Source organism: Desulforamulus profundi (assembly GCF_002607855.1).
Map to the genome: position 1 here is coordinate 1 of NZ_AWQQ01000123.1, position 13,904 is coordinate 13,904.

19 protein-coding genes and 2 pseudogenes are annotated in these 13,904 nt (G+C 45.4%); 12 read left to right on the forward strand and 9 right to left on the reverse strand.

The window, feature by feature from the left end:
* The coding region (locus P378_RS17025) for a transposase (RefSeq protein WP_143338531.1) at window positions 1–160 on the reverse strand (160 nt) is incomplete at its 3' end.
* Between the two features lie 36 nt (window positions 161–196).
* Complete coding sequence (locus P378_RS17030; protein ID WP_099084055.1) at window positions 197–568, reverse strand: flagellar brake domain-containing protein; 372 nt, start codon at window positions 566–568, stop codon at window positions 197–199.
* A 437-nt stretch (window positions 569–1,005) separates the two neighbouring features.
* Here P378_RS17030 and P378_RS17035 point away from each other — a divergent pair, with 437 nt between their 5' ends.
* The 4 genes from P378_RS17035 (at window position 1,006) to P378_RS17045 (ending at window position 3,838) form a co-directional block, all read left to right on the forward strand.
* Window positions 1,006–2,319, forward strand: a complete 1,314-nt coding sequence (locus P378_RS17035) for a TrkH family potassium uptake protein (RefSeq protein WP_099084056.1) — start codon at window positions 1,006–1,008, stop codon at window positions 2,317–2,319.
* 15 nt (window positions 2,320–2,334) lie between these two features.
* Window positions 2,335–2,997: a potassium channel family protein gene (locus P378_RS17040; RefSeq protein ID WP_099084057.1), complete on the forward strand. Its 663-nt coding sequence runs from the start codon at window positions 2,335–2,337 to the stop codon at window positions 2,995–2,997.
* 129 nt (window positions 2,998–3,126) lie between these two features.
* Window positions 3,127–3,276 carry a hypothetical protein gene (locus tag P378_RS19860; RefSeq protein ID WP_180261161.1) on the forward strand — a complete coding sequence of 50 codons (150 nt, stop codon included), beginning with the start codon at window positions 3,127–3,129 and terminating at the stop codon, window positions 3,274–3,276.
* 85 nt (window positions 3,277–3,361) lie between these two features.
* Window positions 3,362–3,838, forward strand: a complete 477-nt coding sequence (locus tag P378_RS17045; protein ID WP_099084058.1) for a hypothetical protein — start codon at window positions 3,362–3,364, stop codon at window positions 3,836–3,838.
* Between the two features lie 581 nt (window positions 3,839–4,419).
* Here P378_RS17045 and P378_RS22425 read toward each other — a convergent pair.
* The 4 genes from P378_RS22425 to P378_RS17055 all read right to left on the reverse strand — a co-directional run bounded on the left by P378_RS22425 (window position 4,420) and on the right by P378_RS17055 (window position 5,655).
* Entirely contained in the window at window positions 4,420–4,809 is a 390-nt protein-coding gene (locus tag P378_RS22425; protein WP_238473381.1) for a hypothetical protein, read from the reverse strand.
* Window positions 4,802–5,017 carry a hypothetical protein gene (locus tag P378_RS22430; protein WP_238473382.1) on the reverse strand — a complete coding sequence of 72 codons (216 nt, stop codon included), beginning with the start codon at window positions 5,015–5,017 and terminating at the stop codon, window positions 4,802–4,804. The genes P378_RS22425 and P378_RS22430 overlap by 8 nt, the downstream gene beginning before the upstream one ends.
* A 70-nt stretch (window positions 5,018–5,087) precedes the next feature.
* On the reverse strand, window positions 5,088–5,183 hold the full coding sequence (locus P378_RS23765) for a DUF438 domain-containing protein (protein ID WP_338013953.1): 96 nt from the start codon (window positions 5,181–5,183) through the stop codon (window positions 5,088–5,090).
* 205 nt (window positions 5,184–5,388) lie between these two features.
* Window positions 5,389–5,655: a hypothetical protein gene (locus P378_RS17055; protein ID WP_099084059.1), complete on the reverse strand. Its 267-nt coding sequence runs from the start codon at window positions 5,653–5,655 to the stop codon at window positions 5,389–5,391.
* Between the two features lie 169 nt (window positions 5,656–5,824).
* Between P378_RS17055 and P378_RS20230 the strand changes: the two genes are divergently transcribed.
* A complete protein-coding gene (locus P378_RS20230) occupies window positions 5,825–5,968 on the forward strand; it encodes a hypothetical protein (RefSeq protein ID WP_207654073.1) in 144 nt (47 codons plus the stop codon).
* 212 nt (window positions 5,969–6,180) lie between these two features.
* Here the strand turns inward: P378_RS20230 and P378_RS17065 are convergent.
* Both P378_RS17065 and P378_RS17070 read right to left on the reverse strand, forming a co-directional pair.
* Window positions 6,181–7,178 (reverse strand): annotated as a pseudogene (locus P378_RS17065) (inorganic phosphate transporter).
* Between the two features lie 16 nt (window positions 7,179–7,194).
* A complete protein-coding gene (locus P378_RS17070) occupies window positions 7,195–7,809 on the reverse strand; it encodes a DUF47 domain-containing protein (protein WP_099084060.1) in 615 nt (204 codons plus the stop codon).
* A 318-nt stretch (window positions 7,810–8,127) separates the two neighbouring features.
* On the opposite strand from P378_RS17070, the gene sigK reads away from it, so the two are divergent.
* The 7 genes and pseudogenes from sigK (at window position 8,128) to P378_RS19865 (ending at window position 13,223) form a co-directional block, all read left to right on the forward strand.
* Window positions 8,128–8,823 (forward strand): RNA polymerase sporulation sigma factor SigK, encoded by a 696-nt coding sequence (sigK, locus tag P378_RS17075; RefSeq protein WP_099084061.1) that lies wholly within the window; start codon window positions 8,128–8,130, stop codon window positions 8,821–8,823.
* A gap of 385 nt (window positions 8,824–9,208) precedes the next feature.
* Entirely contained in the window at window positions 9,209–10,159 is a 951-nt protein-coding gene (locus P378_RS17080) for an iron-containing alcohol dehydrogenase family protein (protein ID WP_238473383.1), read from the forward strand.
* Window positions 10,135–10,326, forward strand: coding sequence for a hypothetical protein (locus tag P378_RS22435; RefSeq protein WP_238473384.1), 192 nt, complete (start codon window positions 10,135–10,137; stop codon window positions 10,324–10,326). The genes P378_RS17080 and P378_RS22435 overlap by 25 nt, the downstream gene beginning before the upstream one ends.
* 77 nt (window positions 10,327–10,403) lie before the next feature.
* Window positions 10,404–10,898, forward strand: a complete 495-nt coding sequence (locus P378_RS17085; RefSeq protein WP_099084062.1) for a cation:proton antiporter regulatory subunit — start codon at window positions 10,404–10,406, stop codon at window positions 10,896–10,898.
* Between the two features lies 1 nt (window position 10,899).
* Window positions 10,900–12,124 (forward strand): annotated as a pseudogene (locus tag P378_RS17090) (cation:proton antiporter).
* A gap of 278 nt (window positions 12,125–12,402) precedes the next feature.
* Entirely contained in the window at window positions 12,403–12,603 is a 201-nt protein-coding gene (locus tag P378_RS19115) for a hypothetical protein (RefSeq protein ID WP_143338532.1), read from the forward strand.
* 470 nt (window positions 12,604–13,073) lie between these two features.
* Window positions 13,074–13,223 carry a hypothetical protein gene (locus P378_RS19865; protein ID WP_180261162.1) on the forward strand — a complete coding sequence of 50 codons (150 nt, stop codon included), beginning with the start codon at window positions 13,074–13,076 and terminating at the stop codon, window positions 13,221–13,223.
* Window positions 13,224–13,527: 304 nt separating this feature from the next.
* On the opposite strand, the gene P378_RS19870 is transcribed toward P378_RS19865, so the two are convergent.
* Window positions 13,528–13,746 carry a PIN domain-containing protein gene (locus P378_RS19870; protein WP_180261163.1) on the reverse strand — a complete coding sequence of 73 codons (219 nt, stop codon included), beginning with the start codon at window positions 13,744–13,746 and terminating at the stop codon, window positions 13,528–13,530.
* Between the last annotated feature and the right edge of the window lie 158 nt (window positions 13,747–13,904).

Here is a 13,904-nt window from a genome sequence, read left to right on the forward strand (position 1 = left end):
CAAGAACTTCTGCCAGAGATCTTATTGCCTCTTTTTTCCATTTAAGCAATTGATTTGGATGAATCCCATACTCTGAAGCAATCTGGGATATGGTTTTCTCTTCCTTGAGAATTTCCAGTACAACCTTGGCTTTGAACTCCCCAGAATATGATTTTCTCACGGCAACGATCCACCTTAAATAAAGCTGTTTTTTTGTCTAGTTTTCTTTATCCATTATAGTACTGTTTCCGGAGAAAAATGAAACATTTGCCGCATGTTCTGTCCTTGCAAATTGCCTGTCCTGTATTTTATGAAACCGGTCCGGTATTAACAAACCGTAAAACTTTTGGTGATGATGACCTATTGCTTCCAGTTTGGTATCCGCACTGTATAATCCGTACCGTGTGGGTACACGAATTTGAATTTCCTGGTCCTTCTGCAAAACTAAAACCTGACCCTCCAACCGGGGCAGGTCGATCCAAAAAAGACTTTCTTCAATGTCTGTAATGACAGCTTTGTATTTAGATAATGGAGGGATCTGTAATAAAATTTCTTTCTTAACGGCCAGGATCTCTTGGGTTTCAATCATAATCAACAACTCCCTGTTCCCATCTACAAAAACCTTAAACTTCACTGGTTTAATCAGTTAAAGGGATAAGTCAAAAAATATATTCGTAGTTGTCTCCCGCATTGTGATTACCTGTTTCTTGAATATTTTAAGGCGAGGGACCCCTTCGCTTTATTGGAAAAAGAACAATGGGCTGCCGTTTTTCTTTGTAAAAGGTCAAAACACTTTTGATAGAGACTATTATAAAAATTTAAGGTTTATATAATTTTCGTAACAAATGCGAAATTCTTTATACTAATTTTAATCTTTTGTAAATAGTCTGTGCCGGGATACTGCAAATTCTAAAAAAGCTTCTTATGGCGAAAAATATTAATATTCGCTATGATAATAATAATTGGTTCCCATCATGAATTACCTGGGGACCGGTGGATCACTTATTTTTTGATTAGGAGCTTTGAATGAAGAGAAAATTAAAGCCTGGACAGTTATTGGTGGCCAGTTACGGGACGGTTGGCCTGGTAGGAACACTGTTGCTTATGCTCCCGTGGGCGTCTACGCCGGAAGGTCCCAGCACTTTTTTACAAGCGTGGTTTACAGCTATATCGGCTTTGACCGTGACGGGCCTCACCGTGGTTACTACAAGTACGCATTGGACTTTGTTTGGTCAGACGGTGATTCTGGTTTTGATGCAAATCGGCGGTCTGGGACTCATGGTGTTAACCACTTTATTTTTGGTCATTCTGGGACTGAGAGTTCAATTGGGACATCGAGTCCTCATTGCCCAGGACCGCAATCATTTTAATTTTACGGGCATTCTTAGCCTGGTGCGCAGTGTGGTTTTTCTGACCCTGGCCATTGAAGGGGTAGGAGCTGTCTTAATGGCCTTGCTTATGCCGGGCATATGGAATGACGGCTTCCTGCGAGGGTTGTTTTTCGTCGTTTTTCACACCGTCAGCGCTTTTAACGGGGCGGGTTTTGACTTAACAGGACAAAGCTTGGAGCCCTTCCGGTATTCTCCCGGCCTTAATTTAGTGTTTATTGTTCTGATCCTGCTGGGAAGTTTGGGCTATGTGGTACTGCAGGAATTATTGGTGCAGCGACAGTGGCAAAGACCCAGCCTGCACAGCCGTTTGGTTTTGTGGGTTACCGGTTTGATTACCTTATTTGGCAGCGCTTTTTATTTTATGACCGAATACAACCAATCCATGGCAGCGCTTCCCCTGGAGAACAAAGTGGTGGAAAGCCTGTTTCAGGCGGTGACACGAACAGCCGGCTTTACTACGGTACCGATTACAAACTGGAGTGAGCCCTTTCTGTTTTTAATGATCCTGATGATGTTTGTCGGGGCCAGCCCGGGTTCGGTTGGCGGGGGAATTAAGACCACAACCGTCGGCACCATTGTTCTGGCTGTCTGGGCCATCGCCCGGGGAAAAAAGGAAGTCGTTATCTGGGAACGGGAAATTGCTTCTGAAAGTGTCACCAAAGCTTTTACCGTGACTGTTGTTGCTTTAATCCTGGTCTCCGTCAGTACATTGCTTTTAATGACCGTAGAGAAACTGCCGTTGATGCCGGTACTCTTCGAAGTCGTATCTGCTATGGCCACGGTTGGTTTGTCGATGGGGGTCACCCAGCAGTTATCTCCCTTTGGACAAGTCATCATCATTTTATTAATGTTTGTAGGACGGATTGGTGTTTTGTCTCTGGTCATCTTTTTAGCGAAACAGGAGTACCGGCGTTTGCGCTATATGAAGGAAGACATTTTAATTGGGTAAGGGGGCGTGCCGGAAGTGAAAAAGTCCGTTTTAGTGATTGGCATAGGACGGTTTGGACGCGGGGTGATAGAAGGGCTTTATGAAAAAGGTCATGATATATTTGCCGTTGATGCCCATGAAGAGGCCCTGGACAATGTGCGCAACATGATTGTTTCAGGCGCCATCCTTGATGTGGCTGAGGAAGACGACGAGTTAATGCGAATCATCGGGGAAAAGAACTTTGACGAAGCCGTAGTAGCCATGGGTGAGGACTTTGAAGGGGCCTTAATTGCCACGCACATTCTTAAAGAAGCCGGCATTCCTGTGTCTGTGAAGGCAGCCACCGAAAGAAGAGGGAATGTCCTAGCCAAAATGGGCGCTGACCGGGTGGTTTTCCCTGAAAGGGACATTGGTCGCAGGTTGGCCCACCTTATTTCCAACGAGGCGGTGATTGACCTATTAGAGCTGCCCCGGGGATTTGTTGTGGAACAAATGGATGTCGGGGCCAGGTTCGCCGGACAAACCATGGCCGAGCTGGATATTCCCAGGCGGTTTGGCATTTATATCCTGTTAATCTATCAAAATAACGATTTCGTACAACCAATGGCATCTACCCGGCTGCATTTAGGAGACAAGATGATTGTTTTCGGCCGTAAAGACAAGATGAACCTGTTTGAGAAAGAGAACTTCCGGGATTAAAAAGGGTTAAAAATTAGAGGTTTCCCCGGAAACAATAAGCCTCTTCCCGAAGGGCTCACCGAAAAGCTTAATACTTTTTCGTTAACAGCGTAGTATGAATAAGATGCTGATTGACGATGGGTGATTAAGGTGATTCGTACACTACTGGTCTTAGAAGACAGCAACATTCAGTTTGATGCTCCTATAGAAACGATAGGCCTTGAGCAAGAGAAATTGTTTTGGGTTGATTTTTCCGAGCCCACGGAAAAAGAGGTGCGGTACCTTTCCGAAGGCTTTTGATTTCATCACCAAAGATTTTGTTCAGTTTTCCGCAGGATATGGTATAGTAATAGAATTAACTTTATATCTGAGGGAGAGATCATCGTTGCTTTGCCAGTTGGACCAAGTAAAACAGATTTTAGACATTGCTATTGCTGTAAAAAATTCACTTGAAGGGGATTCCGGCATCATTGACCACCGGGATTATGACCGGAAGGCCTGTTCCGTTATCTTTGGCCTTCTTTTGCTAAAAAATTATGACGTGTTTATCCAGGCGGGAGTCCTTGCTGCCGGGGAAAAGGAATATGACCATTTCTGGATTGAGGTGTACCTGGACAATGAAGCCTTTGTATTGGATGTTACTTTAAGTCGCTTGGCGGAGAATATAAAAAAGGAATTGCCGGAGATTTGTTTCATGCCGAAGGAGGAGGCGGTGGAAGTATACGGGTATGGCCCAGGCAGGGACTACGAGTGGCGCCGGGAGGATTGTGAGAAAACCCTGTGGCAGAAAGTACTTGCAGCGCTGGACATACATACACCTTTAGACGAACTTCTTGATGAGATAGATGAAACCCTATCATAGGTTCTTTCAACTCTGTTAAACTACAAACCTCTCACCCTGTGGTAAGAGGCTTGCAGTGATTTGTAGAAAAACTATGTTGCAGGCTCCATAAAGGCGCCAACAAGTGAAGAAACCCAGGGATTACCTGGGTTTCTCAAAATAAAGGGGAACGCCTGTTAAAGAATAGGGTATTTCAAACACACAGCCTACCTTTTGGAACTGAACCTCAATTTCTAAACGTTCACACCTGTTTGATAAACAACTCATTTAGCAGGGAATCACTTAGGACTTAACTAACAACCACTTGCGGGCCTTATATAACGGACTACTGAATGAAACAGGTACCATCAAACAGAAACCGCGTTAGTCTTAAAGCTAAACCAATGGCGTTCCCCTTGCCTTAATTATATTGAAAATTTAAACAGATGTAAAGTGATTTACAAGAAATTTACGAGGGAGTTTCTGTTATGTGTGAATATTTACTTGTGACAATATTTTTATTTATAACCCTTTTAGCTACGGGTGTTAAACTGGCGTTCCAGCAACATATTGTATACAGAATACAATATGCAGGAATAATCGGGAGAATGCCAAATCCTTCATTAGGGAAAAATATCCCTGGGTACGTTGGTGAGAACGGCATTAATTTGTTTCAGGGTTAGAAAGCCGGTATCCAGGGGCAGGGCATCATCACCGGCAGGTTGAAAAGAGACGCCTTCGACCTGACCTGCCTTGGGCTGCCAGAAGTCCCCGTGGGGACGTGAAAAGACCACACCAAACTCCTCATCCTGCTGCTTAACCTCAACCCATTCTTCTTCGGTCAGGGTTTCCATCATCATCGGGGTCAGGATATTTTCTTCCTTGAAAATCATTTCCGAAACCTTGTTTTTCATGGCTTCATAACTTGATTTTACATCCTCCGGATTGCCGCCGGCGGGCTCATGAACCCTGGCAGACACCTCTTTAATCATATCCCTGATTTCATCATCCACCGACCACATCACCGACGGGGGACCGGAAATATTGTGTCGCTCCAGGTAAGGGAACAAATTTTTTCTTTTTTGGAATAGTGCTTGTCCACATTCTCCTTAAAAAAGACAGGCGTTCTTTAAACCGGGAAACATTGTTTTCAGCTAGCAAGGTGTCCAGTTCGGCCAAAACCTTTTTAATTTCTTCGTTTTCATGCTTTATGGAATACATAGGATGCCCCGGAATCAGTTCCGGTTTTTCATTTTGTTCCAGAGCATCCCGGAAGACCGCTGCGTGGACGTCACAAAGCTTGGTGATCTGCCTCCGGGTTGATGCCCTCCCGAATGAGGGCCTGCTCCATATTGGCAATTTCCGTAGCGTCAACATCCCTGATCAGCTTTTGAAACTCAGCCTTTACTTCGTTAAAGTCCTTACCCTGATGCTAGGTCTTTGATAATGTTCTTTAGCATTTCCTGCTTTGCTTCTCTGCTTCCCAGATATTCGCTCATTGGGATCCTCCTTACCGTTAGTTCTAATGTAAGTGATGCCCAATTTAAGCAATTTTATTATCAACTTAAAAACTAATTCTCACGCCAAACCTATTAATCATTACAAGTACCGCATACCGGGCAGATGGTACCACGGCATTTTTTACATACACCATCCTCATCCGGTTTTGCTTCACCCCCGCAGAGCCTGCATTCCACAACCTCGTTGGGAACCAGATCTGTTATACGAACGGAAAGAATCATTCCATTATCAAACTTTGCCGTAACCAGGTTACTGCCGATACAGCCTCCCAGAGACCTACAGGGTTTTTGCGTAGGGACATAAAATAAAGGCTGGTTATGCTTGGGAAAATAGTTCATTATTTACACCTCCACATTACAGGGTATGATGTAATGGATTTTTTGTTACCTGTAAGGTGTTGAAAGAGTTTATAACTCCGTAAGACATTTGACATAAATAGTAAATAGAATTGTAATTTATGCTTATGCTTGACATTGGCTTTTCTTTGGAAATATGATAAATTTAAACATGCATACCGGAAAAGGTGTTCAATTGCTGATCGAGGAGTTTAAGAAGAGCGAACATGAATACACCGGTTGGGGCTGCCGGGCCGGCAGCCCATTCATTGTAAAGGCTGCTCCAGAACCTGTGCCGGGGGCTGTTACGCGGTAAATTTTGAGCAAACCGGCGATCACTTTACACCGTTCGAAGAGAACTGCCTGTTCTGGGTCGTTGGCCAGGAGATCAAAGGAATGTCCGGCAGAATGCGATCCAACGCTCTGCCCCCTGCCGGTTTTTGGGGCAGACAATGATTGCAGGGGTTTCGCCGTCATTAAAGATTTTCACGCAAAGAGAAACGCCTCCAATTTTTGGAGGCGTTTCTGCTATAGAAAGAGCATTTTTACAAAGATGAAGGTAAGTGCGGCCAGGACCATTGTGATGGGCAGGGTAATCACCCAGGCCGAGATCATGGTGACGGCTGTGCCCCACTTAACAGCGGAAAACCTTTTGGCAGATCCGACACCCATGATGGCGGAGCTGATTACGTGGGTGGTGGAGACAGGCAGTTTAATCAAAGTCGCTCCAATGATAACAAAGGCGGAACTCAAGTCGGAGGCAAAACCGCTGGCAGGCTCAAACTTTATAATTTTTGAACCAACGGTTTTAATAATTCGCCAGCCGCCCACGGAAGTCCCCAGGGCCATGGCCAGGGCAGCGGAAACTTTTACCCAGGGAGCCACTTCCAGGGTGTCTTGAAACCCGCCGGCCACCAGGGCAAAGGTAATGATGCCCATGGTTTTCTGGGCGTCATTGGTGCCATGGCTGAAAGCCTGGAAGGAAGCCGTAAAAATCTGCAGAAACCGGAACTTTGAATTTAACTTGTGGGGTGAAATATTAGCGAATATCAGTCGAATAATCGTCATAATGATATAACCTACGGTAAAAGCAAGCAGGGGGATAAGATCAAACCTTCAATAATGGTAAGAAAGCCTTGTAAATTCACCGCGCTTAATCCTGCGGCAGCGATAACGGCCCCTGCCAGAGAGCCGATCAGAGCATGGGAAGAACTGCTGGGAATACCGTAATACCAGGTGAACAGGTTCCAGGCAATGGCCGCCACCAGAGCTGCGGCCACCACGTAGACCCCGTGTTCGATGTTGGCGGGGTTGGCAACCTTGCCACCCACGGTTTTTGCCACCCCGGTAAAGGTGAGAGCGCCCAACAGGTTCATCACAGAGGCCAGAATGATGGCGGTCTTGGGTTTCAGAGCTTTGGTTGAAATAGAGGTCGCAATTGCGTTTGCGGTATCGTGAAACCCGTTAATAAAGTCAAAACTCAACGCCAAAATAACAACGGCTATAATAATTGCATGCTGTTCCATTATCTGCCATCCTTAACTAGGAATTTCGCATTAAGATACTCTCTAAAATGTTGGCGACATCTTCGCAAATATCTGTAATTTCTTCCAACATCTCGTAAATCTGCTTATATTTTACAAATTCAATGGCATCGGTGCAGGAGGAAACCAGTTCCCGGAGACTGTTGTTAAACAGGTGGTCGGCTTCATTTTCCAGCTCATTAATTCTGACAGCGTGGGCACGGATATCCAAGAATTTTTTGGTCACCAGTTTTTCAATACTCTTTTGAACCTCCTGGCATTGTTCCAGAATAATTTCTGCATTTCGCTTAATGAAAATATTCATGTCCTTGATGTCGTAAATATCCATCCGGATGAGGGTCGCTTCAATGCCGTCCAGAATGTCATCCATTTTTACGGCCAGGTTCATGATATCTTCTCGTTCCAGGGGAGTGATAAAGGTTTTGTTTAATTCCTTGATGATGGTATGGGTATACCGGTCCCCCGTTTTTTCATAATCCTGGATATTGGTTAAACCTTTTTTCTCGGGACTGGGATTATGAATCTCCTCACTAAAATCCAATGCTGCCCGGTTCAGGTTTTCAGCGATTGCCTTGAAAGTCTCAAAAAAGATATCTGTTTTCTTAAAAAACATAAAGTCCCCCCCAAGGAGATAATTTATTACATGTCCATGAAAGAGTATAACATATGAAGCAGATTATTGTTAAAAATAAGTTATTAAATGAAAAAAATTTAACAATCACGTGAAAATAATCGCATAGTAACCTTCCTGCCGCTCTTTTTTCAAATCGGTCTCCTTACCTGATGGCTTTACTCCATAATTGTATTCCATGCTTACCGTAGAAACCCGCCAAAACTTTCTATATTATTTTTTCAGATGAACAAGCACTTTTTAGCAGGTGCACCGTAGCATAATGTAGACCTATTTTTCCGTTTCGGAGGGGATGCTGAGTTGACTCCCGGAGTTTTGACGTTGATTGCCCTGTCAATTATTAACGGCTTAATCATCCTGGTTTCTTATATTTCCTCGGGCAGCCTGCCGGAACCGCTGTCACCGGAAGAAGAGAAAGAATTGCTCATCAAAATGATCAGGGGCGACAGGTTGGCCAAGACCATATTAGTTGAAAGAAACCTGCGGCTGGTTGCCAAAATCGCCAACAAGCTGAAAGACAACGGGGTGGATAAACAGGATTTATTTCAGAGTGGGGTGGTGGGTTTGATTAAAGCGGTGGAGACCTTTGACATTGACAGGTCAAGAAAGTTTTCCACCTATGCCGGGGTCTGCATACAAAATGAAATGCTCATGCTGCTGCGGAAGCAGAAAAATGAAAGAAGCTGCATCTCCATCTCCGAACCTCTGGACTATGATAAAGACGGAGCAGCGCTGGAATTGCAGGACACACTGACAACCAATGAAATTCCGGTGGATGAGATGGTGGAAAAGAATATGGAAGTTGAAAGACTGGAAATGGCCATGCAAAAATTGACTCCCCGGGAGCAAATGGTGATCAAACTCAGGTATGGCCTGGAAGGCGGACGGGAACTTACCCAACGGGAAGTGGGAAAAAAGCTGGCCATCTCCAGATCCTTTATTTCCAGGATTGAGAGCACTTCCATCAATAAATTGTACAAGGAACTGACAAATTAACAGGGAAGGCCCCCCGTCTGGGGGGGTCTATATAAAGTTCAGAAATCTGTAACGGCTGTTTAAGATACGGCCGCTTTTTTTATGGTAAAATAGAAACAGAACAGTAATTTAACTCTCTGTACAGAAAATATTTCTAAAACGGGGGATTAAATTATGAGGGAAAGGTGCCGCATATCAAAACAGAAATTATTGCCCCCCAATTTAATTCCTTTGAACCAAAAGTATCCTAGAACATTTTTTCCGACACAATAATTTTCAGGCCAATATTGACCCCCGCAGGGGGTTTTCTATGAATTGGATCATACTCTTACTTTGTGATTTAGCCTCATCAGTGGTAAAATATGGAAGAAATACGGAATCATCCAGGCTGCAGGAGGTTTTTACGATGCAATTTAATTTCCGCTGTCCCACCAGAATCTTTTTTGGTCAGAAGTGTGTTGATACATACAGCAGCGAATTGTCGACCCTGGGAAAAAAAGCGTTGATTGTGACCGGGGGCAGTTCTTCCCAAAGGAACGGTTCCCTGGCAGAGATGACCGCCGCCCTAACCAGGGAAGGGATCCGGGTCCAAATTTTCAACGAAATTGAGCAAAACCCCGGTTTGACCACTGTATACCGGGGCGGTCAGAGGGCCCGGGAGATGGGGGCAGATTTTATTGTGGGCCTTGGCGGGGGCAGCCCCCTGGACGCTGCCAAGGCTGTGGCGGTTCTGGCGGTGAACGACATCAGCCAGCAGGATTTAATGGCCAAAAACTGGTCAAATGACCCGCTGCCTGTGGTGGCGGTACCCACCACCGCCGGCACCGGCAGTGAAGTAACCCCCTATGCCATCCTTACAGTGGATTGGGCGGAAACCAAAATGTCCATTGCAGGGGAAAAGCTGTTTCCCGTACTGGCATTTCTGGATGGCCGCTACATGCTGAACTTACCCTGGGACATCACTGCCAACACAGCGGTGGATGCCCTGTCTCACAGCGTTGAGGGCTTTATCAATAACCGTGCCACGGTCTTGACGGACCTGCTGGCCCTGGAGAGCATCCGGATCATCGGCAGGCTGCTGAAGACCATGAACCCCAATGACGTTTCCCTGGCGGAGCGGGAAGAATTGCTCTATGCCTCCATGCTGGCCGGCATGGTCATTGCCCAAACCGCCACCGGGGTGGTACATGCTCTGGGTTACCCGTTAACCTATTTTAAGGGGCTGCCCCATGGTCTGGCCAACGGCATTATCATGAAGCCTCATTGGATTTCATGGCCCAGGATGCCCCGGACAGGGTGCAACAGGTGGTGGAGGCGCTGGGCTGTACCAGTTTGGCAGAAGTCGGTGAACTGCTGATAAAAGCATTACCGCCTGTCCATACCATACTAACGGCCGGAGAACAGGACAAATTTGTGGCGAAAACCCTACAGGCCAAAAATCTGGACAACTGCCCGAAAAGACCGGAAGAGCCGGATATTTACCGCATCCTAAAGGAAAGCAACCTGGTTTCTGACGGGTATTAATAAAATTTGCTAAGTGATGTTTTGGTTTAGGATAAAATGGTACAATATCTTAAATTCTGCTTTATAGGAGGTTTCATATGTCAACCATTAAAGAAAGCGATCTTCCCGGTATTGGCAAGAAGTTTCAAGTGAACGCACGCAGTGGAGATCAGATGGTCATTGTTGTACATGATGATGGTAGGCGTGAAATCCACCATTTTGATAACGACGATCCTGAAGAAAGCATTTCCATGGTAACGCTGGATGATACGGAAGCCCGTCAAGTAGCCGGTATTCTCGGGGGCATGACGTATATGCCGAAAGCCCTGGAGTCCGTTGAAGTTGCCTTTGACAGTATGATTTTTGAATGGTTCAAAGTGGAAAGTTGTTGTAGAGCCAGGGGAAAAACCATTGGCGAGATGCATATCCGGAAAAAAACCGGGGCTACCATTATCGCCATTATCAAAAAAGATGAAAAAATCATAAATCCGGGTCCGGAACAATACATTACGGAAGGAGCAACGCTGGTCGTTTTTGGCGATCGAAAACAGATTAAAGCATTGAAAGATCTTATTAGGCAAGGGAGTTTCTAAGATGGGAAACTACCTTTTATTTGAAATCGGTCTGGCGCTATGCATCGTGGCCGCATCCGGGCTGCTGGCCGCACGTTTGCGATTTCCCATTGTACCGTTGCTGATACTGGCCGGCATGGCCGTCGGTCCTCATGCACCGGTGATCGGGATGCTGGATTTTCGGTTCATAAAGAGCGCACCCTTAATTGAATTTATGGGCCGTCTGGGTGTCCTTTTCTTGCTTTTCTATCTTGGCTTGGAATTCTCGGTGGGACGTTTGTTAAACGCAGGCCGCTCTATTTTTCTGGGCGGCACCATTTACATGGCGATTAATTTTACACTGGGGATTATGCTTCCTGTAATGTGGGGTTGGCCATTAAAGGAAATTTTGGTCGTAGCCGGTATTATTTCGATTTCTTCCAGCGCCATTGTAGCGAAAGTTCTGGTTGAGTTGAAAAGAACCGTTCGGCCGGAGACAGAAATGATCCTTGGCCTCATGTTGTATCAGGACGTCTTTGTGGCAATCTACCTTTCCATCGTTTCCGGACTGGTGCTTACCGGAGCAACGTCGCATGAAAGTGTCTTTATGTCCGCAGGAATCGCATTGGGGTTTATGCTGGCGTTTATCCTGTTAGGACGTAAACTTGCCCCGCGGCTTAACAAGCTGCTTGACATTCCCTCCGATGAAGTTTTTATGCTGGTGATTTTTGCGTTTCTTACCCTGGTAGCGGGCTTCTCAGAAACCATTCACGTAGCGGAAGCCATCGGCGCCTTGCTGGTGGGATTGATCCTGGCTGAGACAGACATGTAGACCGTATTGAACATTTGGTGGTTCCCTTCCGTGATTTTTTCGGTGCCATCTTTTTCTTCAGTTTTGGCTTACAGATCAATCCCTTTTCCCTTGGGGGGCAGTATGGCCTGCCATCGCTGCGGTTGTGGTAACGCTGCTGGGCAATTTTATCGCAGGGATTATCGCTGGTCGAAGAGCAGGCTATTCCTACCGTGGGGCTACCAATGTAGGATTAACGATTACTTCACGGGGTGAATTCTCAATCATCCTGGCCAACCTGGCCAAGGCAGGCGGCTTACTGCCTGTTTTACAGCCCTTTGCAGCCCTTTATGTGCTTATTCTGGCCATCTTAGGTCCCTTACTAACCAAAGAATCCAAATGGATCTACAGCAAACTGGCAAATGTATTTGGCTGGCCTCCTTTAAAAGAGAAAACCAAACAAAAACAATTGGCATAAGTACCATTGTTTTGTCTAAGCTGAAAGGATCAGGGATCGGCATTTAAATCGGTCCCTGATCCTTTCTTCTATCCTTTATGTTGATAAAAAATGACAAAATGATATGCCCCTGGCAGGTTATTCCCTCAAAACGTCGAAAGTAGTCTGTACCAAATATTCACAAGTGATCTCGAGGACATGTTATGTTTAAAATAACCCATCTCAACAACCTTTCTCACCAAGTTTAAACTGTCTACATAATTTTAAATGATATAAATTAATTAAAGGGAGGAACAGGCATGGCAATTAAGCATGACCATGGCCAGGTTCATCGCTGGAATATTGGCCAATGTCATTGCCCCCACTGTGGTCATCCCTCCAAATGGGGGATACCGGTTACAGAAGGAACTCCTGAAAAAGTAGAATGTCCCTTTTGTGGCTTGTTTCTTGAAGGAAAGTTGGTTCGAAAAGAACGCGATGAGCGTAGCTCGCCTCATTAAGAATAATCGTCCTTATAGAGAAAAAACGTCGGGGTTCCACTCCGGCGTTTTTCTTCCTATCTTTTACCTGATACATTCTAATCGTTCCGATTGTAGGGCTGGTATCACTTTCGGTATTGACACCCAAGTCCGGCATGCAGAAAAAGGCGATAAACACCCTGCCTTAAAGAACCAGTTTCCACGTTTCTCCGATAAGGTCATGACCGAAGCTGTGGTGTGCTTCCTGGGCCACGAGCTGGAAGCCCGATTTCTGGTAATATGCCGGGCATCTTTAAGCACGCTGTTGGTCCACAGCATCCTATATTTAGAATGTCCGGAAGATTTTTTGCCTAAAGAAGTACACTGTGTGCGTAACCCCTCCCATAAACCGCATAAACACACAGGATGGGAACGATTTTCTTTATTGCCTGACCATGTTACCAAAGAGTTTCAGCCGGTGGATAAGAGGATGACCGGACCCGCACGGTCCTGTGGAGAGCGGACACCAGGAACTTCTGGCTCGCTTGCGCCACGCCGTTGAAACCGGTAACCTGGCGGTAGTGACCGGCCATGTGGGTTCCGGCAAATCCACCGCCGTGCGGGCAACTATCCACAACCTGGATGCCTCCAAGGTTCTTTGATACCACTCAATAGAGCGTTCGGAAAGATTTTTAGTTTCCTGATACATAAGAAAGGATTTTACCAGTTCTTGATTAGTCAATTTGACCACTCCTTAAATTTTTTTAGTGGTAAATTGACAATTTGATTGGAGAATTAAGTGGTTAAAAAATGAGGTTCTTTTGGTATGAGGAATTAATTTGTCAAATAAAAAAGGACGTTTGGGCGGCAAATGGGCGACGCCGGAAAAGCCTCTTATCCCTTGAAAATACCAGGCTCAAGAGAAATCTCCTTCATGAAGAAGGACATTGGTATTGTACAAAATGATTATGTTCTTTTTACAGGGTTAAAGACCAGTGCGCCAATTGCTTTTGCGGCGTTAATCAAATTATCATCACAGGCCACAAAGAACCAGTCATCTTCTTTAACAAGCACAAAGGTGGCAAGGTGGAGTGCGTCCAGGGTTCGTAAGCCGTGAGTTTTTCCATAATCTGTGTTAAGTTGGGTATGGGTTGACAAAATGGAATAGGCTGGGAAATAAATCAACCACCCGGGCTTGCCCCAGATGGTTGAGTATCCACAGTGCTCCCCTTATAATGATAGTTACCACACCAACATAATAAGGGGGAACTGCTGTGTATACTCATCCTACCGTATTACGCTGCAGAAGGCAAGCAATGATACTTGATGGCAGGAAAATTTAT